This window comes from Cryobacterium sp. TMT1-2-2 (genome assembly GCF_004403505.1).
Taxonomy (GTDB): domain Bacteria; phylum Actinomycetota; class Actinomycetes; order Actinomycetales; family Microbacteriaceae; genus Cryobacterium; species Cryobacterium flavum.
The window spans coordinates 1-19,873 of record NZ_SOGS01000017.1 but is presented as its reverse complement, the minus strand read 5'-3'; the positions used below and the strand labels follow the sequence as shown (position 1 = coordinate 19,873).

Below are 19,873 nucleotides of genomic sequence, written 5' to 3'. Positions count from 1 at the left end.
GGTTGCGCCGACAGTGAAATCGGTCAGGGCTGGTCTGCGTTCTGTCGTACTCTGGGCGCAAGGCTACGAAAGGCAGTTCGGTGGATATTCGCATTGGTATTTTCAACTCTCCCCGGGAGATTGGTTTTGAGACTTCGCAGCCAGCGACCGAGATTGAGGAGACCGTTGCGGCGGCCCTCTCCGGTCAGACCGGCTACCTGAAGCTCAGCGACAGCAAGGGTCGCGTCTACATCGTTCCGACCGTGGGCCTGGCCTACGTCGAACTCGGCAGCGAAGAGTCACGCCGCGTCGGTTTCGTCGCTTAACGCACATGGAACTGCTGTTCGTCGCGCTGTTCGGCGCGGTCATCGGCCTCGCCGCGCGGTATTTTCTGCCCGGGCGGTCCACCCAGGGTTCGGTGCTGGTTCCGGCGATCGGAACGGTCGCGGCATCCGCGGTCTGGGTCGGGCTGACCTGGCTCGGCTGGGATTGGGCCGGCGGGTGGATCTGGTGGGTATCTCTCGGGGCCGCCGCCGCTGCATCCGTTGTGCTGAACCTGGTGATTAGTCGACGACGTATTCACGCCGACCAGCGGATGCTGCAACTCCTCGCCAAAACCGGCTCGCCCGACACCGCGTAGCGTTCGGGGCGCTCGCTAGGCAGTGAGGCCGAGTCCGTCCATGCGGCGGGTGTGTGCGGCGATGAGCTCGGTGAAGACCGGTTCGATGCGCGCCTCGGCTCCGTCGCCTCGGTCAGTACCAGGATCGGCGGCCGGCATCGCCGACCGGGCCACGAGCAGGGTGTCTCCGACGAGTCGGCGACCCCACATAGCCAGCCGGGATCCGAGCGCCACGTCGTTTTCGATGGCGGTCTGCAGTTCGTGCACGAGCACGTCGGTTCCGGAATCCTCGCCGAGCAGCTGCGCCACCCGCGGGCCGATGTCGCGCGGCAGGCCGTCAGAGAGTCGAATGAAGAAGTCGTCGAGCAGACCGCCGGCGAGGTAGCAGCTCAGCAGCAGCTCGTACCAGTTCGCACCGCTCGTCTTCTGGCGAAACTCATCGAGGCCGGCGACGAACGGGGCCATCTCGGTGGCCGGCTCGTGCCCGCGGCGACGAATCTCGGTGATCAGGCCGTGATGCTTGCTCAGAGCCCGACCGGCGGCGGCGCTGAGGCCCTCCTTCACGGCGAGGTTCGGCGCTGTCGCCACGGCGCGGGCCAGGCTTTCGAACTCGCCGAGCTCGCAGTAGGCGGCCTGGCCGAGAAAATGCTGCACATCGGGAGCGAGGGAACTGATGTCCACTTTTTCGGTTGGCTGGAGCGCCCCGCGGGCGGAAAGCCGGGGAGCTTCATTGCGCTGCGGGCGCCGACCGAACCACGTGACCACGGGCTTAGCTTAGGACAGCGCGCCTGTGGCCGCGGTACAGGCGGGGCAGTAAGGTGGAATTACGTCGCCGGCAAGGATCGGCGGCCGCTGCCCGAGACGCAAAAACGGGCGCACTTCGCTTCCAGTTAATGACAGGCATACATTCGTGACTTTCTCCGAACTTAATATTGACCAGGACATGGTCGACTCCCTTGCAGCCAAGGGCATCCTCGAACCGTTCCCCATTCAGACCCAGACCATTCCCCTCGCCCTGGCCGGCCAGGACATCATCGGCCAGGCCAAGACCGGCACCGGCAAGACCTTCGGTTTCGGCCTTCCGGTCATTCAGCGCCTCGGCCTCGACCCCGAGCCCGGCGTGCAGGCACTCATCGTCGTTCCAACCCGAGAACTGTGCGTTCAGGTTTCCGAGGACCTCGAGCTCGCTGCGGCCGGCCGTAACACCAAGATCGTCTCCATCTACGGCGGCAAGGCCTACGAGGGACAGATCGAACAGCTCAAGGCTGGCGCGCAGATCGTGGTCGGCACCCCCGGGCGCCTGCTCGACCTGGCCAGCCAGCGTCTGCTCACCCTTGCCAACGTGCGCGAGATGGTGCTCGACGAGGCCGACAAGATGCTCGACCTCGGTTTTCTCTCCGACATTGAGAAGCTGTTCGCGCAGACGCCGTCCACTCGCCACACCATGCTGTTCTCGGCGACGATGCCCGGGCCGATCGTGGCCCTCGCCCGTCGCTTCATGAACCGCCCGATCCACATTCGTGCGACCGACCCCGACGAAGGCCTCATGCAGGCCAACATCGAGCACCTCGTCTACCGTGCCCACAACATGGACAAGGACGAGGTCATCGGCCGCATCCTCATGGCCGAGGGCCGCGGCAAGACCATCATCTTCACCCGCACGAAGCGCGCCGCCGCGAAGCTCGTCGAAGAACTCGGCGACCGCGGCTTCAATGCCACGGCCGTGCACGGCGACCTCAACCAGGAACAGCGCGAACGCGCCATGGCCAGCTTCAAGAGCGGCAAGAAAGAAATCCTGATCGCAACGGATGTCGCTGCTCGCGGTATCGACGTCGAAGACGTCACCCACGTGATCAATCACACCATTCCCGAAGACGAGAAGGCATACCTGCACCGCGTCGGTCGCACCGGCCGCGCCGGCAAGACCGGAATCGCCGTCACCTTCGTCGACTGGGACGACCTGCACAAGTGGTCGCTGATCAACAAGGCGCTGGACTTCGGCCAGCCCGAACCGATGGAAACCTACTCTTCGTCGCCGCACCTCTACACCGACCTGAACATTCCGGCCGGTTCCAAGGGCCGCCTGCGTGCAACCCCGGTTAAAGACGTCGCTGCCGGCGACACTCGCACCGGTGGCGCCGGTCGCTCGGGCGGGGCACGCAGCGGCGCTGGCGGTCGCTCGGACTCCGGTCGGTCCGGCGGCGCACCGCGCGGTGGTCGATCCGAGGGTGGCCGCTCCGAGGGCGGCCGCGGTCGTGGTGATTCAACGCGCGCAGCCGATCGGGCGGCAACGAGCCCGGTGACCACCGGCGCCGACGAAGGCCGGCCCGCCCGGTCGCGCACTCGCGTCAGTTCCAGCACCAATCCGGATGCCCCGGCCGCTACCCCGGCAGCCGGCACTCACGATGGCGGCGGAGCCGAGCACCACGACGGCAACAACGCGCCGCTGCGTCGCAGCCGCACCCGTCGTCGCTCACCGCAAACCGGCAGCAGCATCTAGCAGCTGATCAAATCATGAGGGCCCGGCATCCGGGCTGACACCGTTTCGACCGTGCCAGCCTGGGTCCGGGCATTTGTGTATCGGTGCCCCGGCATCCGCTATTGCGGTCAGCCGTTGAGAATCAGCCGTAGACGGGAGCTGAGCCGCGCCCCTGCGCGATGATGCGGTCGAGCACCTCGGGGGCCGTCGTGTTCTCGCCGAGCCGGTTGGGCTTGCCTGTACCGTGGTAGTCGCTCGAGCCGGTGACCAACAGCCCGAACTTGGCGGCGAGTTCGTACAGCCGAGCGGTGGGTTCCGGATTGTTCTCACGGTGACCCAGTTCGAGGCCGAACAGGCCGGCCTCCACCATTGTCTTCAGCCGGGACTCTTCGACGACCTCATTGATGCCGCGCGTGGCGGGGTGCGCGATGACCGGCACTCCCCCGGCGGCACGCACCAGTTCGATCGCGCGCAGCGGGTCGGGTGCGTAGTGCGGTTGAAAGTACCCGGCTTTCCAGTGCAGAATATCGGCGAAGGCCGCGCTGCGGTTCCGGGCATGGCCGCGGGCCACGAGGGCGTCGGCGATGTGTGGCCGACCAACGGTGGCATCGGGGGTGGTCTGGGCGAGTACGTCGTCCCAGCTCAGGTCGTAGTCGACCCCGATGCGAGCGACCATCTGCTCGGCCCGGCTGAGCCTGGCCGCCCGCACCCTGGTCATCTCGGCCAGCAGGGCCGGATCGGTCGGGTCGAAGAGATATGCCAAAAGGTGCACACTCGCGTACTGTACCCGCGTGCTGAATTCCATTCCGGGAATAAGTGTGATTCGGTCGGTGCGCGCCGCAGCGGATGCCTCGGCCCAGCCGGCCGTGGAGTCGTGGTCGGTGAGGGCAATCGTGCCCAGGCCCGCAGCGGATGCCGCACGAACCAGCTCGGCCGGCGTCTCGGTACCGTCCGACACGCTGGAGTGCGCGTGCAGATCGATCGGACCCTGGAATTGCCGCGCGACTGCCATGATCCCATGCTAGTTGTCCACCCGAGCCCCCTCCTCGCTGCGCGAAGCGCTGGGGATTCCCCAGAATTCTCATCTACAGTTCAAAACAATGTTCACGCGACTCTTCCGGGCACTGATTCTCATCGCTGCCGCCGTTTTCCTGCTGGTCCTGACCTGGCCGCAGGCGTTCGGCCTGCACAACACCTGGGTCGTCGCACACCTCGTGTCGTTTCGGGCGATCGCCGTGATCGGTGCGATCGTCGGCCTCGTGCTGTTCGGTCTGCTGCGCTTCATTCGGCCGCTGCGGCGAACCCTCGGCATGGTCATGGTGCTGCTCGCCCTGTTCGCCGTGGCCAATCTCGGTATTCTCGCCTCCCGCGGCTTCACCGCTGATAGCGCCGATGTCAGTACGGCGCCAACTAGTTCCGCCGGCTCCGTCACCGTTCTCAGCTGGAACACACTGGGAGACGCTCCGGGCGCCGCGGTCATCGCCGCGGAAGCGGTGGCTCAGAATGCCGATATCGTCACCCTGCCCGAAACCACAGAGGCGACCGGTGTCCTGATCGCCGAACTCATGCGCGACGCCGGCCGGCCCATGTGGGTGCACACACTTGCCTTCGATCTGGTGTCGAAGGCTCGTTCCACCACCCTGCTGATCAGTCCGGACCTCGGCGAGTACGCCGTGAGCAACGCGGCCGGGTCCGGCCCGCCCGGCAACACCAACGTGCTGCCGACCGTTGTCGCCAAACCGGTGGACGGCAGCGGACCGACCATCGTGGCCGTACATGCCGTGGCCCCGATCCAGTATGAAATGTCGAACTGGCGCAGCGACCTCGACTGGCTCGCCACCCAGTGTCAGGCCGACAACGTGATCATGGCGGGCGATTTCAACTCGACCCTCGATCACATGGCCGGCCGCGCCGGTGCGCCGGACGCTGTTCTCGGAAATTGCGGGGATGCCGCGCTATCGGCCGGCGCAGCGGCCGTCGGCACCTGGCCCACCAGCGTTCCCGCGCTGCTCGGCGGCCCCATCGATCACGTCATGGCTACCCCGAACTGGCACGTGAGCGCGCTGCAGGTGATCGAGTCGCTCGACGGTGCCGGCAGCGATCACCGGCCGATCGTGGCCACGCTCACACCGGCCGCGTAGACCGCGCAGGCACCGGCATCCGGTCATCGCAGTATCTGCGCCACGGTGATCGGCCGCCGCCCAGAGTGCGGTGCGACAATGGTGCAATGGCTGATACCACTGCTTCCGCTTTTATTCCCGCTGCTCTGACTCCACCCGTGCGCTCGAACGAGAACCGTTCGACCACACCGGGATCTACCGGCTTCAAATCGTTCATCGCGAGCGGCTGGGCCGATCGCACCGACGTGCTGCCGCCCGCCCGCGAACAGGCGCCCTTCGCCGCCGCCCGACGTGCACGGCTCTCTGCCCAGTACCCCGGAGCGCGCCTGATCATTCCGGCCGGCCGATTGAAGCAGCGCTCCAACGACACCGACTACGCCTTTCGTGCACACTCCGCCTTCGCGCACCTCACCGGCTGGGGCAGCGACAGCGAACCCGGCGCCGTTCTCGTGCTCGAACCGACGGATGCCGGCCACGACGCCACACTGTACTTTCGGGAACGAGCCGGCCGCGACTCCGACGAGTTCTACGCCAACCCCGACATCGGCGAATTCTGGATCGGCCCGCGCCCATCGGTGGCCCAGGTCGCGAGCGATCTGGCTCTCGATGTGCGCGGCATCGCCGAGCTCGCCGGAGTGCTGAACGCCGTCGACAGCGAAACCCTCGTGCTGCGGGAGGCCGACCCGACCTTCACCGAGCAGGTCGACGAAGCGCGCCTGCGCTTCGCCGCGGAACGGGTACTCGGCAGCAACGCCACCGATTCCCCGTTCAGCATCGAGATCAACGCTGAGCACGAGCCCGACGCCGGCTTGGCCCGCGACGTCTCCGAACTGCGCCTGGTGAAGGATGCCTACGAGATTGCGCAGATGCGCCTCGCCGTCGCCGCGACCGCGCGCGGCTTCGACGATGTCATCGCCGACCTGCCGCGTTCGAGCCAGCACGCCCGCGGCGAGCGCCTGGTCGAGGGCGTCTTCAACACCCGGGCGCGCAGCGACGGCAACACGGTCGGCTACGACACCATCGCCGCGTCCGGCCCGCACGCCTGCATCCTGCACTGGACCCGCAACGACGGCGTCGTCGCCCCCGGCGACCTGATTCTCATCGACGCCGGCGTTGAGCTCGACAGCTACTACACCGCCGACATCACCCGCACCCTCCCGGTCAACGGCGTCTACACCGACGTGCAGCGTCTGGTCTACGAGACCGTTCGTGAAGCAGCGGATGCCGCCTTCGCCGTCGTTCTCCCCGGCGTGGTGTTTCGCGACGTGCACGCTGCGGCAATGAACGTCATCGCGCGCCGCACCGCCGAGTGGGGCATGCTTCCGGTCTCCGCCGACGAGGCCCTGCAGCCAGAGAACGGCCAGCACCGCCGCTACATGGTGCACGGCACCAGCCACCATCTCGGCATCGACGTGCACGACTGCGCGCAGGCCCGCCGCGACATGTACATGGACGGCGTACTCGAACCGGGCATGGTCTTCACCATCGAACCCGGCCTGTACTTTCAGCCCGACGACCTCACCGTTCCGGCCGAATTCCGCGGCATCGGCGTGCGCATCGAAGACGACATCCTGGTGACCGAGACCGGTGCCGAAAACCTCTCGGCCGCGATCCCCCGAACCGCCACCGACGTAGAGGCGTGGTTGGCGGCGTCCAAGCGCTAACCGGTTCGCGAGAGCGCAAAAAGTGCCCGTTTGAGAATCTCAATCGGGCACTTTTTGCGCTCTCGCGTGACTATTCAGAGGGAGTGACGGGTGCCGGGGGCTCTTCGCCCAACAGGTTGCGGGCACGGTGTACCAGCTCGGGATCGACGATGATCTGGTAACTGGTCGCGATGACCTGCATGGTCGAGGTGAAGTCACGCCGACGCCGGTTGATGGCGTAGCTCGCGATCCCGAGCAGCATGCCGAACCCGGCGCCCATGATGAGGGCGGCGAACACGAACGGCAGGCTCGATCCGGTCGGCGAGAACAGAAAGAACAGGATGCCGAAGAAGATTCCGAGCCAGGCACCGGATGCCGCCCCCGCGAGCGCGACCCGGCCGTAGGTCAGTTTGCCGGTCACCCGCTCAACACTCTTGAGGTCGTTGCCCACGATCGAGAGCTGTTTCACCGGAAAATCGGCCTTCGCCAGCGTGTCGACGGCGGCCTGCGCGTCAGCGTACGTGCTGTAGGTGGCGAGCACCTCCCCGCGCGGCAACACGGGGGGCAGCACCGGGCGGCGTCGGGAGAAAAGGCTCTGGTTGCTCATGACCCCATTCTTTCATGACGGCCGGACTGCGGGGCTGAGTGGTCGTTCAGCGAAAATGAACCCTTCGTGCCGGGCCACCATTATCAGGCCAGTGGCCTACATTTATAGTGTGAGTGCCACCAGAGTTTTTGTTGCCCGACTGGCCGGGTGCATCGTTTTCGACCCCGCGGGCGACCGCGTGGGCAAGGTGCGCGATGTTCTCGTGGTGTATCGAAAAAACGACCCGCCCAGCGTTGTCGGCCTGATCGTGGAGATACCGGGCAAACGCCGCGTGTTCGTGTCGATCAATCGGGTCACCAGCATCGGCAGCGGCCAGATCATCACGACCGGCCTGATCAACGTGCGCCGCTACGAACAGCGCGGCGGCGAGGTGCGCGTCATCGCCGAATTACTCGGCCGCAAGGTGCTCTTCACCGACGGTTCCGGCGAAGCCACTATTGAAGACGTCGCGATCAAGGAGGGCACGGAGGCGGACTGGGCCATCAGCCAACTGTTCGTGCGCCGCCCCAAAACGAGCGCCTCACCGTTCGTCAAGGGCGTCACGACCTTCGCCACCTGGGCCGAGGTACGCGAAAAAGAAACCAAGGGCCAGGCGCAATCCGCCGAACACCTCATCGCGACCTACTCCGACCTCAAGCCCGCCGACCTTGCCAACACCCTGCTCGACCTGCCGCGCGAGCGCATGTTCGAGGTAGCCGGTGAACTGCCGGATGATCGCCTCGCCGACGTGCTCGAAGAGATGCCCGAAACCGACCAGGTCGGCATTCTGACCAGCCTCGGCGACGCCCGCGCCGCCGACGTGCTCGACCAGATGCAGCCCGACGACGCCGCCGACCTCATCGCCCAGCTGCCAGAGGAGCGCGGCGAACAGCTGCTCGACCTGATGGAGCCCGAAGAAGCCGAAGACGTACGCTTTCTGCTCTCCTACGCCCCCGACACCGCGGGCGGGCTCATGACGACCGAACCGATCATTGTTTCAGCCGACGCCACCGTCGCCGAAGGACTCGCGCGCATCCGTCGGCACGACCTCGCCCCGGCGCTCGGCGCGGCGATCTGCGTGACCCTGCCGCCCTACGAAGCTCCCACCGGCCGCTTCCTCGGCATGGTGCATTTTCAGCGGATGCTGCGCTACCCGCCCCACGAACGCCTCGGCACGCTGCTCGACGCCGGACTCGACCCGGTCACCGCCGACACGTCGGCCGCCGAAGTGAGCCGTATCCTGGCGAGCTACGACCTGGTGTCGGTGCCCGTGGTCGACGAGAACTACCGACTGGTCGGGGTGGTGACGATTGATGACGTGCTCGACTACCTGCTGCCCGACGACTGGCGCAGCCACGACGGCAATGATGATGTGCGCCGCCGGGCCGCAGCCCGCAGCGAACTGAGAACCGGCAGCATTCCACTGCCCGGAGCGCAAAGGACGACTCGTGGCCCGCAATAACCGCCGAACCGGCAGCATTACCATACCAATACTGCCCGGAGCGCAAAGGACAGCTCGTGGCCCGCAATAACCGCCGAACCGGCAGCATCACCATACCAATACTGCCCGGAGCGCAAAGGACGACTCGTGGCCCGCAATAACCGCGCCGACCTGCGCCTGGACGCCCCCAAGGGCCTGCGGACGAGCAACATCGTTGGGCTGAATCGGAGCGGACACAGTCGGGACCGGTTCGGACGCTTCACCGAGGCGATCGCCCGCGGCATGGGCACCCCGTGGTTTCTGCTCGGGCTCACCCTGTTCGCCGTCGCCTGGATCTCCTGGAACACCCTCGCTCCGGTGGCCTGGCGCTTCGACTCCGTGGCACTCGGGTTCATCGCGCTGACCCTGGTTTTGTCGATGCAGGCGTCCTATGCCGCGCCGATGATCCTGCTCGCTCAGAACCGGCAGGACGACCGCGACCGGGTGCAGTTCGAACAGGACCGGCAGCGGGCCGAACGCACCCTCGCCGACACCGAGTACCTCGCCCGCGAGGTCGTGGCCCTGCGCATCGCGATCAAGGACATGGCCTCGAAGGATTTCATTCGCGCCGAATTGCGTGCGTTGCTCGAACACCTGGATGAGCGCAGTGATGAACGCAGTCACCTGGATGAACCCACAGGCTCCGACATCACCAACGAAAGCCGCCCCACCGCATGACTCCTGCCCCACTGAGTTCAACGCCCGACAGCATCCGCGCCCGCGTGTTCACCGCCCTGGCCCGGGTGACCGACCCGGAGATTCGCAAACCCATCACCGACCTCGACATGGTGTCGGGGGTGACGGTGAGCGAGACCGGGCGGGTGAGCGTCGGCATCCGCTTGACCATTGCTGGTTGTCCGGCCGCAGCGCGCATTGAGAGCGACGTTCTGGCCGCCGCCGAGTCGGTGGCCGGGGTCGGCCTGGCGAGCGTCGAGGTGGCGATCATGACCCGCGAGCAGCGCACCGCGCTCACCGAGAAGCTGCGCGGCGGCCAGGTGGAGCGCAGCGTGCAGTTCGGCCCGGAGTCACTCACCCGCGTCTACGCGATCACGAGTGGCAAGGGCGGCGTGGGCAAGTCCACCGTCACCGCGAACCTGGCGGTGGCACTGGCCGGCGAAGGACTGCGGGTGGGCATCGTGGATGCCGACGTGCACGGCTTCAGCATTCCCGGCCTGCTCGGCCTCGTGCACGACGGGCTCGCGGTGAAGCCGACCCAGGTCGGCGATATGATTCTGCCGCCGATCGCGCACGACGTGAAGGTCATCTCGATCGGCATGTTCATCGATGACAAGTCGGCCGCGGTCGCGTGGCGCGGCCCGATGCTGCACCGCACGATCAAGCAGTTCCTTACCGACGTGTACTTCGGCGACCTCGACGTACTCCTGCTCGACCTACCGCCAGGAACCGGCGACATCGCCATCACGGTCGGCCAGCTGCTCCCCCACGCCGAGGTCATCGTTGTCACCACCCCGCAGGCGGCGGCCGCCGATGTGGCGGAGCGCAGCGGAATCGTGGCCCGCCAGACCGGGCAAAGCGTCTACGGCGTGATCGAGAACATGTCCGCCCTGGTGCAGCCCGACGGCAGCCTGCTCGAACTGTTCGGTTCCGGCGGCGGCGCCGAAGTGGCCAGGCGGCTCTCGGTCGGTCAGGAGACACCGGTACCGGTGCTCGCGCAGGTTCCGCTCAGCCTGGCCCTGCGCACCGGCGGCGACGACGGACTGCCGGTTGTGCTCGGCGCGCCCGACGACCCCGCAGCCCGCGCCATTTTGGCGCTGGCCCACAGCATGAAAACCCGTGCGCGTGGCCTGGCCGGCCTCAGCCTCGGGCTCACGCCGCGTTAGCGCCTACTCTTTCGGCTTGACCAGCGTCGCCGCGTGGTCGGGAACCTGGTGGTTCTCCTCGCGCGGCGGCCGCTCGTAGTCGGAGTCCGGCGGACGCGGCGGAATGTGCACCTTCGGCGGGTCGATCTTCTCGTACGGCACGAGCGAGAGCAGATGGCTGATCACGTTCAGCCGGGACGAACGCTTGTCTTCACTCTCCACCACCCACCAGGGCGCTTCGGCGATGTCTGTGTGCACGAACATCTCGTCTTTCGCCTTGGAATAGTCGACCCATTTAGTGATCGACAGCACGTCGGTTTCGGAGAGCTTCCAGCGCCGCATCGGGTCGTTCAGGCGTGACCGAAAACGTCGTTCCTGCTCCAGGTCAGACACCGAGAACCAGTACTTGACCAGCAGGATTCCGTCTTCGACCAGCATCCGCTCGAACAACGGTGCCTGGTGCAGAAACCGGCGATATTCATCACTCGTGCAGTAGCCCATGACCCGTTCGACGCCGGCCCGGTTGTACCAGGAGCGGTCCATCAGCACGATCTCGCCGGTCGATGGCAGGTGCTCGATGTACCGCTGAAAATACCACTGGCCGCGCTGACGTTCGGTGGGCATCGGCAGGGCGACGATGCGTGCGACGCGGGGGTTCAGGTATTCGGTGATGCGCTTGATCGCCGAGCCCTTACCCGCGGCATCGCGGCCCTCGAATATCACCACGACACGGGCACCGGATGCCTTCACCCACTGCTGCATCGTGACCAGTTCGGCCTGCAGGCGGGCCAGTTCGGCCTCGTAGACCTTCTTCTTGACGCGCAGAACGGTTGTAGGCGTTTTCGACATCGAGACTCCTTCAGACCGGAACTACGTGGCTTCAGTATCGAACGGGGCCGGTTCGAGCGCGGCCAGGGCCGCCTCCCGTGCCCGCTTACGTTTCAGGTATGCACCCTCCGGGTTGGGTTCGGCGCGAGAAATCGTTGCGGACTGTTCCTTGAACGGGTCTTCGTCGGCGAGGGCTTCCCGGATGATGCGACGCGGGTCATACTGGCGCGGGTCCAGTTTTTTCCAGTCCAGATCGTCGAACTCCGGACCCATTTCATCGCGCATGCGGTCTTTGGCCCCGTTGGCCATATCGCGCAACTGGCGCACGAGGCGAGCGAGCTGCGCGGCGTAGTGCGGTAGTTTGTCGGGGCCGAGCAAGAAGACAGCGATGATCCCGATCAGAAGAATCTTCTCGAACGTCAGCCCAAACATGTCCTTAGAGTAACTGCCCGGCGAGGCATCCACAGACCACACGCGCCCCGGCCCTAGTCTTGACCTAATCATCTACTGGAGTTATTTGTGTCTGACATTGAACTGAACTGGAAATTCTCCGACGACTGTGTCGTGGAGTCCGAAGCTATCGCCAAGGCGCGCCAGCAATCCCTCGAGTTGGGGATCGATGCCATTCCGCCCTCGGTGGGGGCGCAATCGGCCGTTCTGGCGGCGGCCACCGGGGCACGCAGCATCCTCGAGGTCGGTACCGGGGCCGGAGTTTCGGGGATCTGGCTGCTGACCGGAGCTCCCGGCGCAACTCTCACCTCGATTGATACCGAGGTCGACCATCTGCAGCACGCGAGGGCGAACTTCATCGAAGCGAAGATTCCGGCGAACCGGGTGCGCCTCATCACGGGCAAGGCCGGCGAGGTTCTGCCCCGCATGAACGAGAATTCTTACGACATTGTGTTCATTGACGCCGACCCACAGTCGGTCATCGAGTACGTCGAACACGGACTGCGCCTGGCCCGTCCGGGCGGCACGGTGCTCGTCGCGCACGCGCTGTGGCGCGGACGGGTGGCCGACCCGGCTCAGCGCGACGATGTCGCGACCGGGTTTCGCACTCTGCTGACCGAGATCGCCGCATCGAGCGCCGTGATCAGCGCGCTGTCCCCGGTCGGCGACGGGCTGCTGCAGATCACCAAGCTGCGCGCCTAGAACGTTCCCAGATACACCAGAACGGCCACGCAATACCTGCGTGGCCGTTCTGGTGTACTAACTATAGGAACACGAGGCTACTTCGCCGCAGCGACAACCCCGGCAAGTGCATCGTGAAGTTCCTTGGCCTCGGCGTCGTTGACGGAGACAACGAGCCGACCCCCACCTTCGAGCGGTACACGCACGATGATCAGGCGCCCCTCTTTTACAGCCTCCATTGGACCGTCTCCGGTACGTGGCTTCATGGCCGCCATGAACTCCCCTTCCATTCGTCTTTGTATACCCATTATCGACTATCTCGGCCCGAGACGTAAATTAGGGTCGGACTCAGTGTCAGATCAGGCTTCTTACGGCGGAGTCCAGTCGTAACCATCGACGCCCCAGCAGATCAACAGCCAGCCCCACTGGCCGGCCACGAAGAGCAGAACGATCGACACTCGATAGATGCGGCTGCGCGGTAGCGCGGCCGCACCGAGCAAGGGAAACATCGGCATGAGCAGCCGGAACGTACTCGATTGCGGAAAGAATACGGCGAGCAGGTACAGCCCGTAACTGGCCACCCACAGCCGCAGATCCACGCCGAGCCGCCGCACTGCGGGCGTGAACAGCAGCACGGCGAAGGTCAGGATGAGGGCGGTGACCACCACGATGCCCCACGGGCTACCGAGCCACCAGGCGCCGCCCTGGAACCAGGCCGTGAACGGAACCAGTTCCACATAGCCGATGTACGGTGCCCGCCACGCCAACTCGGTGTCGGTGTAGGCCATCAGGTCGCCGGTGGCGGCCCAGGCCGCGATCGGCCAGGCCAGTCCCATCAGCGCGCTGAAGACGGCAACGGAGGCCGCCAGCATCCGCTCGGCGACGGAAAACGGGTCGCGGCGGCGCGTGACGAAGCGGTAGATCACGTGCAGCCCGAGGGCGAGGGCAAATGCGAGTCCGCTCGGCCGGGTGAGGGCCATCACCGCGATCACCGGGAACAGCAGCCAGTAGCGGCGCTCGAGCAGCAGGTAGAGGGCGAGGGTAAGAAAGAACAGGTACATCGACTCGGCGTAGGCGAACTGCAGAATCGGCGACAGCGGGGCAACGCAGAACAGCACCACCGAGAACAGGGCGGTCGCCGGCGACTGCACCCGCGCCATGAGGCGGTAGAACAGCAGGGCGGTGCCGAGACTGAAAGCGACCGACACGAACACCGCCACCGGCGCCCACGGAAAATTGGTCAGTTCCATGATCAGCCGGGCCACCACCGGATAGCCCGGCATGAACGCCCAGGCATTCTCGCCGATCTGTCCCCCATCGGTGAGCGGCAGCACGCTGGGATAACCGACCGCCGCGACGATGTTGTACCAGCGACCGTCCCACATGGTCGCGAAATCGGTGTATGTCGGGCTGGCACCGGTCCACGCGTTGGGGCCCTGTACGCTCGCCAGCACCAGGATGAGGCTTGTCGTGACCAGGCGTGACAGCGCCCAGACCACGACGACCTTGCCCCACCACGGGGTCAGCCGGTAGCGGGCGTGCCAGGCCGCCGGCAGCCGCCGGGCGCGCGACCGGGGCGCGGTCTGCCTGCGGGGGCGGAGCATCCGCTCAGTCATTGTTCTGTCGCTGCGTTAACGAACGGATGCGCTCAGCCAGGCGCGCAGGCCGTTCTCGCAGGCCGTGATCTCGGCCACGGCGACGCGTTCGTCGTCGGCGTGCGCCTTGAGCGGGTCGCCGGGACCGTAGTTGACGGCCGGAACGCCGAGCGCGGAGAAGCGGGCGACGTCGGTCCAGCCGTACTTGGGCGTAGCGACACCGCCGACAGCGTTCAGGAATTCCCGGGCGAGCGGGGCGTCGAGGCCGGGCCGGGCGCCCTCGGCACGGTCGACTACGGTGAGGTCGTAGCCGGCGAACAGCTCACGCAAGTGGGCGACGGCTTCGTCGGCGCTGCGGCTGGGGGCGAAACGGTAGTTGACGTGCACCATGCACTCGTCGGGGATGATGTTGCCGGCGACGCCGCCGGTAATGCCGACCGCGTTCAGCCCTTCGCGGTAGACCAGGCCCTCAACCTCGACCTCGCGGGCCGTGTAACCGGCCAGAATGTTGAGAATCGGGGCGGCCTTGTGAATGGCGTTCTCGCCGACCCAGCTGCGCGCCGAGTGCGATCGCAGACCGAAGGTGCGAATCTCCACGCGCAGGTTGCCGTTGCAGCCACCCTCGATCTGGCTTCGAGTCGGTTCGCCGAGAATGGCGAAGTCGCCAGCGAACAGGTCGGGACGGTTGCGGGCAAGCCGGCCGAGGCCGTTGAGCTCGTCGGAGACCTCTTCGTGGTCGTACCACATCCAGGTCACGTCGACCCCGGGGTCGGTCAGTTCGGCGGCGAGCTTCAGCTGTACGGCCACGCCGGCCTTCATATCGACGGTGCCGCGGCCCCAGAGGTAGTCGGTGCCGTCGATGATCTCGTAGCGGGTGGGCAGGTTGTCGTTGAGCGGCACTGTGTCGATGTGGCCGGCGATGACGACGCGCTGGGCACGATTCAGGTTGGTGCGGGCGACGACGGTGTCGCCGTCGCGAATGATCTCGAGGTGGTCGAAACCGTGAAGCGCCGCCACGATCGCGTCGGCGAGCGCGGTCTCATTGCCCGACACCGACTCCAGGTCGCAGATTTGTCTTGTCAGTTCGATTGACGTCGCTGTCAGGTCGAGCACGGTGGTTTTTGCTGGGGCCGGAAGTCTAGAAGTCACCCTACTAATCTAGAGGTATGCCCTCCGTAGTTTCCGAAAACGCTCCTGCCACACCGACCCAGGCCTGGGGATACGGCCTCGCCACCGTCGCCACCGACGGCACCGTGCTGGATACCTGGTTTCCCACCCCGGTACTCGGCGCGCTGCCGACCGGCCGCGATCGCTGGATCGTTCCGGCGGAATTGAGCGAAGCGGCTGGCGACGACGCCCGCCGCGCGGTACGCCTTGAAGCCGTCACGGTGGAAATCACCCTCGGCGCGGCACCAGCCAGCACGTCGGATGCCTACCTGCGGCTGCACCTGCTCTCGCACCTCCTCGTTCTGCCGAACAGCATCAACCTCGACGGCATCTTCGCTTTTCTGCCCACCGTCGTGTGGACCAACGCCGGTCCCATGGTGCCGGCCGATTTCGCCCGCCTGCGCCCGACCCTGCAGCGCGCCGGCATTCAGGCCAGCGGCGTCGACAAATTTCCACCGCTGCTTGACTATGTCGTTCCGACCGGCGTGAGAATAGCGGATGCCTCCCGCGTGCGGCTCGGCGCCCACCTCGCCCCCGGCACCACGGTGATGCACGAGGGCTTCGTCAACTTCAACGCCGGCACCCTCGGTTCCTCCATGGTCGAGGGCCGCATCTCGCAGGGCGTCGTGGTCGGTGACGGCGCGGATATCGGTGGCGGCGCATCCATTATGGGCACCCTGTCAGGTGGCGGAACGCAGCGCATCTCGATCGGCGCGCGCGCGCTGCTCGGAGCCAATTCCGGCGTGGGCATCGCGATCGGCGATGACAGCGTGGTCGAGGCCGGACTCTACGTGACGGCCGGCACCAAGGTTCTGCTCGTCGGCGAACCACGGCTCACCGACGGCACGTTCGCCACGGTGAAAGCGGTCGAGCTCTCCGGCGTGCCTAACCTGCTGTTTCGCCGCAACTCCATCTCCGGCGCCGTCGAGGTGCTCGCCCGCAGTGGCAGCGGAATCACGCTGAACGCCGCACTGCACGCCTGAGCTGGTGCTGACAAGCGGATGTCGGTGGGTTCCGCTAGCATCCGGGTAGCGTACATCCGCTCTTACGGGAACGCGCGATTCACGAAGGAGTGACGTGGGAACCGACGCACCGCGCAGCAAGGGGCACCGCCGCGTTCGGCGATTACTGATCGCACTCGCGACCGTCGTCGGCCTGGTGCTCGTCACTGCAGGGCTCGGTGTCTATACGGTCACGCGGTCATTCCCAACGCTCGCGGGCAACGTCGAGATCACCGGCCTCTCAAGCGCCGTCACGGTCACGCGCGAGACGTACGGAATTCCACAGATCACCGCGAAGACGGCGAGCGACCTGTTTCTCGCTGAGGGCTACGTGCACGCCCAGGACCGGTTCTGGGAGATGGATTTTCGCCGCCACGTCACGAGCGGCAGGCTCTCGGAGCTGTTCGGCGAGAGCCAGATCGGTACCGACACGTTCGTGCGCACCCTCGGCTGGCGAGCCGTCGCCGAGCAGGAAGTGGCCCTGCTCGACCCGGTGACTCTCGGCTATTACCAGTCCTATGCCGACGGAGTGAACGCCTACCTCGACACCCATCAGGGCGCCGATCTATCGCTGGAGTATGCCGTGCTGGGCCTCCAAAACCCCGGGTACGAGGTCGAAAAGTGGACCCCGGCTGATTCCGTGGCCTGGCTGAAGGCCATGGCCTGGGACCTGCGCTCCAACCTCGACGACGAAATCGACCGGGCTCTGCTCTCGACGACGCTCACGCCCACCGAGGTAAGCCAGTTGCATCCCGACTATCCGGCCGCGCAGCATCCCACCATCACCGGCAGCCAGGCCCTCACCCTGCCATCGGCCGGGGCGCCGCGAGCCGCCGAGCCGGCCCCGGATTCACCGGATGCCCCCGCCGCGCTGGCTTCGGTCGACTCCTACGCCGGAGCCCTGGCCGAGCTGCGCGCGCATCTCGGGTCGGTGCCCGAGCTTCTCGGGCCGGCCGGCGGGGAGATCGGCTCGAATTCCTGGGTGGTCTCCGGCGCCCTCACCGATACCGGCAAGCCGCTGCTGGCCAACGACCCGCACCTCGGCCCGGCGTTACCCTCGGTCTGGTACCAGGTGGGGTTACGCTGCCAGTCGATCACCGCCGATTGCCCGTTCGACGTGGCCGGATACAGCTTCTCCGGCATGCCCGGCGTGATCATCGGCCACAATGAGCGCATCGCGTGGGGGTTTACCAACCTCGGGCCCGACGTCGCCGACCTTTACATCGAGAAGGTCACCGGCGACAACTACGAATTCGACGGTGTTGCGAAACCCCTGCTGCTGCGCGACGAGAAGATCTCCGTCGCCGGTGGTGACGACGTGAAGATCGAGATTCGTTCGACCGAACACGGGCCATTGCTGAGCGGGTTCGACGGCACCAGCTACCAGCGGATCGCGAGCGACTTTCCCGAGGCCACCGGGCTGACACCCGCCCCCGCCCCCGCCGCCGAGGCCGGCGCGGAGCAGACCAGCTACGAGCTGTCCCTGCAATGGACGGCGCTCACGCCGGGGCACACGGCATCCGCTATTTTTGCTTTGAACCAGGCGACCGACTGGACCAGTTTTCGCGCCGCGGCCGCCCTGTTCGAGGTGCCGGCGCAGAACCTCACCTACGCCGACGTCGACGGAAATATTGGCTATCAGGCGCCCGGGCTCATTCCCATTCGGGCCAGCGGCAACGGCACCCTGCCCGTTCCCGGCTGGACCAGCCAGTACGGCTGGACCGGATACATCCCCTTTGACGCCCTGCCCAGCACGTTCAATCCGCCGAGCGGATACATCGTCACGGCCAATAACGCCGCCACCGACCCGAGTTACCCATACCTGCTGACCGCCGACTGGGACCTCGGCTATCGGGCGAACCAGATCACGGCTCGGCTGCAGGAGCTCATCGCCGCGAAAACCCCGATGACAGCCGAACTGATGAGCGAAATTCAGGGCGACAATTACAGTGCCATCGCAGCGACGCTGGTTCCGGCGCTGCAGCAGGTGCGGCTCAGCGGTGACGCCGCCGAAGCGCAGAAGTTGCTCGACGGCTGGGACTACCAGGTCGACGTCGACAGCGCGGCCGCCGCGTACTTCAACGTGATCTGGCGCACCCTGCTGCACGATATCTTCACCGGCAAGATCGACGACGGCGCTGCTCTCACCGGTGGCGACCGCGCGTTCTCCGTGGTCACGAGCCTTCTCGACCAGCCAAACTCCCCCTGGTGGTCGAACGCTTCCTACGGCACCGTTGGCCAAGAGAGCATGCTGCGACGCGTGATGACGGATGCCGCGGCCGAAGCCGCCGATCTCATGGGCTCCAACCCGCAGGACTGGCAGTGGGGCAGCATCCACACCCTGGAACTCACCAACCAGAGCTTCGGTAAGTCCGGCATCGCCCCGCTTGAGTGGTTATTCAACCGCGGGCCGTACGAGCTCGCCGGAGGGTCGGCCGTCGTCAACGCGGTCGGCTGGGATGCCACCCAGGGCTACCAGGTGGACTGGGTGCCGTCAATGCGGCAGGTGGTGAGCCTGGAGAATTTCGATGACTCCACCTGGATCAATCTCACCGGGGCATCCGGTCATGCCTTCCACCCCAACTACACCGACCAGGCGCCACTCTGGCGTGATCACGAGACCCGTCCGTGGCTGTTCACGCCGGCCGCCATCAACGCCGTCGCCACCAACACCCTGACGCTCGAGCCGGCCTCATAGGGCCCCGGGTGAGCAGCGGCGCTCGCTACGGACAGTGGCGCGGAGGGGACGCAGCGAGTGGACGACGCCGACACCCCCTCGACCGTGTGCTCGAACGGAGACCCCGCGAAACCAGGTATCAAGACGATTCCCTGCGGCAACGGCCAATTTCTGCCGGCTACTGACGACTCCCTCGCACTCCAACACGCTAAATCTTGGTGACACATCAAAGCTCCCGCTTCAGCGGTCTCGGGCCCCACGATCCCGCGAGTCGGGACCGCCATCGCCCAACACGCCCCAGCCTGCGGGGCGCCACCATCCGCCGGTCGAACCCGTCGAGACCCCCATCGCCCAACGCCTGTCTGCCTGCCTCCCGTGCCGGCCCGGTTGGATCCTGGCGAGGTGACGGCTCAGTTGCGGTAGTCGTGGTGCGGGTAGTCCTCTAGCGGCTCGTCATCCTGTCGCGGAGCGATCCCATCGAAACCGCCATCGCTGGGACGCGCGCCTGTCTTCGGGGCCCCACCATTTCGTTGATCGAGCCTGTCGAAACCGCCATGACCCAACGCGCTGCGGTCTGCGGTCGCCGCGGCGCGCGCCTTCGCTTCGAGCGCATCGTGCAGCGGGGGCGGCTGCATGAGCGGGTTCTTGCTGGGCAGCGCAATCAGGGTTTGCTCGGGATCAGTCTCGACCGGAGGTTGCAGCCAGTATGTTTCGTCGAGGAATAGGACCCGCCAGTGCCGATTGTGGA

20 protein-coding genes are annotated in these 19,873 nt (G+C 66.1%); 11 read left to right on the top strand and 9 right to left on the bottom strand.

Annotated elements, in window-relative coordinates; genetic code table 11:
• Positions 1–80: 80 nt before the first annotated feature.
• On the top strand, positions 81–305 hold the full coding sequence (locus tag E3T35_RS12050; RefSeq protein WP_092108379.1) for a DUF3107 domain-containing protein: 225 nt from the start codon (positions 81–83) through the stop codon (positions 303–305).
• Positions 306–310: 5 nt separating this feature from the next.
• Complete coding sequence (locus E3T35_RS12045) at positions 311–619, top strand: hypothetical protein (RefSeq protein ID WP_092341526.1); 309 nt, start codon at positions 311–313, stop codon at positions 617–619.
• A 15-nt stretch (positions 620–634) separates the two neighbouring features.
• On the opposite strand, the gene E3T35_RS12040 is transcribed toward E3T35_RS12045, so the two are convergent.
• A complete protein-coding gene (locus tag E3T35_RS12040) occupies positions 635–1,363 on the bottom strand; it encodes a ferritin-like fold-containing protein (RefSeq protein WP_134346439.1) in 729 nt (242 codons plus the stop codon).
• Positions 1,364–1,508: 145 nt separating this feature from the next.
• Here E3T35_RS12040 and E3T35_RS12035 point away from each other — a divergent pair, with 145 nt between their 5' ends.
• Entirely contained in the window at positions 1,509–3,098 is a 1,590-nt protein-coding gene (locus tag E3T35_RS12035; protein WP_134346438.1) for a DEAD/DEAH box helicase, read from the top strand.
• Between the two features lie 121 nt (positions 3,099–3,219).
• On the opposite strand, the gene E3T35_RS12030 is transcribed toward E3T35_RS12035, so the two are convergent.
• Complete coding sequence (locus E3T35_RS12030; RefSeq protein ID WP_104089271.1) at positions 3,220–4,089, bottom strand: PHP domain-containing protein; 870 nt, start codon at positions 4,087–4,089, stop codon at positions 3,220–3,222.
• Between the two features lie 88 nt (positions 4,090–4,177).
• On the opposite strand from E3T35_RS12030, the gene E3T35_RS12025 reads away from it, so the two are divergent.
• Together E3T35_RS12025 and E3T35_RS12020 are read left to right on the top strand one after the other, a co-directional pair.
• Complete coding sequence (locus tag E3T35_RS12025; protein WP_134379306.1) at positions 4,178–5,218, top strand: endonuclease/exonuclease/phosphatase family protein; 1,041 nt, start codon at positions 4,178–4,180, stop codon at positions 5,216–5,218.
• 86 nt (positions 5,219–5,304) lie between these two features.
• Entirely contained in the window at positions 5,305–6,861 is a 1,557-nt protein-coding gene (locus tag E3T35_RS12020; protein WP_134379304.1) for an aminopeptidase P family protein, read from the top strand.
• A gap of 70 nt (positions 6,862–6,931) precedes the next feature.
• On the opposite strand, the gene E3T35_RS12015 is transcribed toward E3T35_RS12020, so the two are convergent.
• Positions 6,932–7,447 (bottom strand): general stress protein, encoded by a 516-nt coding sequence (locus E3T35_RS12015; RefSeq protein WP_134379302.1) that lies wholly within the window; start codon positions 7,445–7,447, stop codon positions 6,932–6,934.
• A gap of 109 nt (positions 7,448–7,556) precedes the next feature.
• On the opposite strand from E3T35_RS12015, the gene E3T35_RS12010 reads away from it, so the two are divergent.
• From E3T35_RS12010 to E3T35_RS12000, 3 genes are all read left to right on the top strand, one after another.
• Positions 7,557–8,888 carry a magnesium transporter MgtE N-terminal domain-containing protein gene (locus E3T35_RS12010; protein ID WP_134379300.1) on the top strand — a complete coding sequence of 444 codons (1,332 nt, stop codon included), beginning with the start codon at positions 7,557–7,559 and terminating at the stop codon, positions 8,886–8,888.
• Positions 8,889–9,014: 126 nt separating this feature from the next.
• A complete protein-coding gene (locus E3T35_RS12005; RefSeq protein WP_134346432.1) occupies positions 9,015–9,584 on the top strand; it encodes a DUF1003 domain-containing protein in 570 nt (189 codons plus the stop codon).
• Positions 9,581–10,747, top strand: a complete 1,167-nt coding sequence (locus tag E3T35_RS12000; RefSeq protein ID WP_134346431.1) for an Mrp/NBP35 family ATP-binding protein — start codon at positions 9,581–9,583, stop codon at positions 10,745–10,747. The genes E3T35_RS12005 and E3T35_RS12000 overlap by 4 nt, the downstream gene beginning before the upstream one ends.
• A gap of 3 nt (positions 10,748–10,750) precedes the next feature.
• Here the strand turns inward: E3T35_RS12000 and ppk2 are convergent, their stop codons facing one another.
• Together ppk2 and E3T35_RS11990 are read right to left on the bottom strand one after the other, a co-directional pair.
• Entirely contained in the window at positions 10,751–11,575 is an 825-nt protein-coding gene (gene ppk2 / locus E3T35_RS11995) for a polyphosphate kinase 2 (RefSeq protein WP_104130237.1), read from the bottom strand.
• 21 nt (positions 11,576–11,596) lie between these two features.
• A complete protein-coding gene (locus E3T35_RS11990; protein WP_092340763.1) occupies positions 11,597–11,986 on the bottom strand; it encodes a sec-independent translocase in 390 nt (129 codons plus the stop codon).
• Between the two features lie 87 nt (positions 11,987–12,073).
• On the opposite strand from E3T35_RS11990, the gene E3T35_RS11985 reads away from it, so the two are divergent.
• Positions 12,074–12,706 carry an O-methyltransferase gene (locus tag E3T35_RS11985; RefSeq protein WP_134379298.1) on the top strand — a complete coding sequence of 211 codons (633 nt, stop codon included), beginning with the start codon at positions 12,074–12,076 and terminating at the stop codon, positions 12,704–12,706.
• Positions 12,707–12,783: 77 nt separating this feature from the next.
• Here E3T35_RS11985 and E3T35_RS11980 read toward each other — a convergent pair whose 3' ends face one another.
• The 3 genes from E3T35_RS11980 to dapE form a co-directional block, all read right to left on the bottom strand.
• Positions 12,784–12,960: a DUF3117 domain-containing protein gene (locus E3T35_RS11980; protein WP_092108645.1), complete on the bottom strand. Its 177-nt coding sequence runs from the start codon at positions 12,958–12,960 to the stop codon at positions 12,784–12,786.
• A 93-nt stretch (positions 12,961–13,053) separates the two neighbouring features.
• Complete coding sequence (locus E3T35_RS11975; RefSeq protein WP_241988834.1) at positions 13,054–14,289, bottom strand: hypothetical protein; 1,236 nt, start codon at positions 14,287–14,289, stop codon at positions 13,054–13,056.
• Between the two features lie 27 nt (positions 14,290–14,316).
• Positions 14,317–15,429 carry a succinyl-diaminopimelate desuccinylase gene (gene dapE / locus E3T35_RS11970; RefSeq protein WP_241988833.1) on the bottom strand — a complete coding sequence of 371 codons (1,113 nt, stop codon included), beginning with the start codon at positions 15,427–15,429 and terminating at the stop codon, positions 14,317–14,319.
• A 17-nt stretch (positions 15,430–15,446) separates the two neighbouring features.
• Between dapE and dapD the strand changes: the two genes are divergently transcribed.
• Together dapD and E3T35_RS11960 are read left to right on the top strand one after the other, a co-directional pair.
• Positions 15,447–16,430, top strand: a complete 984-nt coding sequence (gene dapD, locus E3T35_RS11965) for a 2,3,4,5-tetrahydropyridine-2,6-dicarboxylate N-succinyltransferase (protein WP_134379296.1) — start codon at positions 15,447–15,449, stop codon at positions 16,428–16,430.
• Between the two features lie 94 nt (positions 16,431–16,524).
• A complete protein-coding gene (locus E3T35_RS11960; RefSeq protein WP_134379294.1) occupies positions 16,525–19,146 on the top strand; it encodes a penicillin acylase family protein in 2,622 nt (873 codons plus the stop codon).
• Positions 19,147–19,535: 389 nt separating this feature from the next.
• Here E3T35_RS11960 and E3T35_RS19310 read toward each other — a convergent pair.
• On the bottom strand, positions 19,536–19,873 hold a 338-nt coding region (locus tag E3T35_RS19310), incomplete at its 5' end, for a hypothetical protein (RefSeq protein ID WP_166789934.1).

Bases quoted from the DNA above. Each gene is read 5' to 3' on its own strand.
- E3T35_RS12020 (WP_134379304.1), top strand. From the start codon at position 5,305: ATGGCTGATACCACTGCTTCCGCTTTTATTCCCGCTGCTCTGACTCCA.
- E3T35_RS12045 (WP_092341526.1), top strand. From the start codon at position 311: ATGGAACTGCTGTTCGTCGCGCTGTTCGGCGCGGTCATCGGCCTCGCC.
- E3T35_RS12030 (WP_104089271.1), bottom strand. From the start codon at position 4,089: ATGGCAGTCGCGCGGCAATTCCAGGGTCCGATCGATCTGCACGCGCAC.
- E3T35_RS11980 (WP_092108645.1), bottom strand. From the start codon at position 12,960: ATGGCGGCCATGAAGCCACGTACCGGAGACGGTCCAATGGAGGCTGTA.
- ppk2 (WP_104130237.1), bottom strand. From the start codon at position 11,575: ATGTCGAAAACGCCTACAACCGTTCTGCGCGTCAAGAAGAAGGTCTAC.
- E3T35_RS11990 (WP_092340763.1), bottom strand. From the start codon at position 11,986: ATGTTTGGGCTGACGTTCGAGAAGATTCTTCTGATCGGGATCATCGCT.
- E3T35_RS12025 (WP_134379306.1), top strand. From the start codon at position 4,178: ATGTTCACGCGACTCTTCCGGGCACTGATTCTCATCGCTGCCGCCGTT.
- E3T35_RS11975 (WP_241988834.1), bottom strand. From the start codon at position 14,289: ATGCTCCGCCCCCGCAGGCAGACCGCGCCCCGGTCGCGCGCCCGGCGG.
- dapD (WP_134379296.1), top strand. From the start codon at position 15,447: ATGCCCTCCGTAGTTTCCGAAAACGCTCCTGCCACACCGACCCAGGCC.
- E3T35_RS12000 (WP_134346431.1), top strand. From the start codon at position 9,581: ATGACTCCTGCCCCACTGAGTTCAACGCCCGACAGCATCCGCGCCCGC.
- E3T35_RS12015 (WP_134379302.1), bottom strand. From the start codon at position 7,447: ATGAGCAACCAGAGCCTTTTCTCCCGACGCCGCCCGGTGCTGCCCCCC.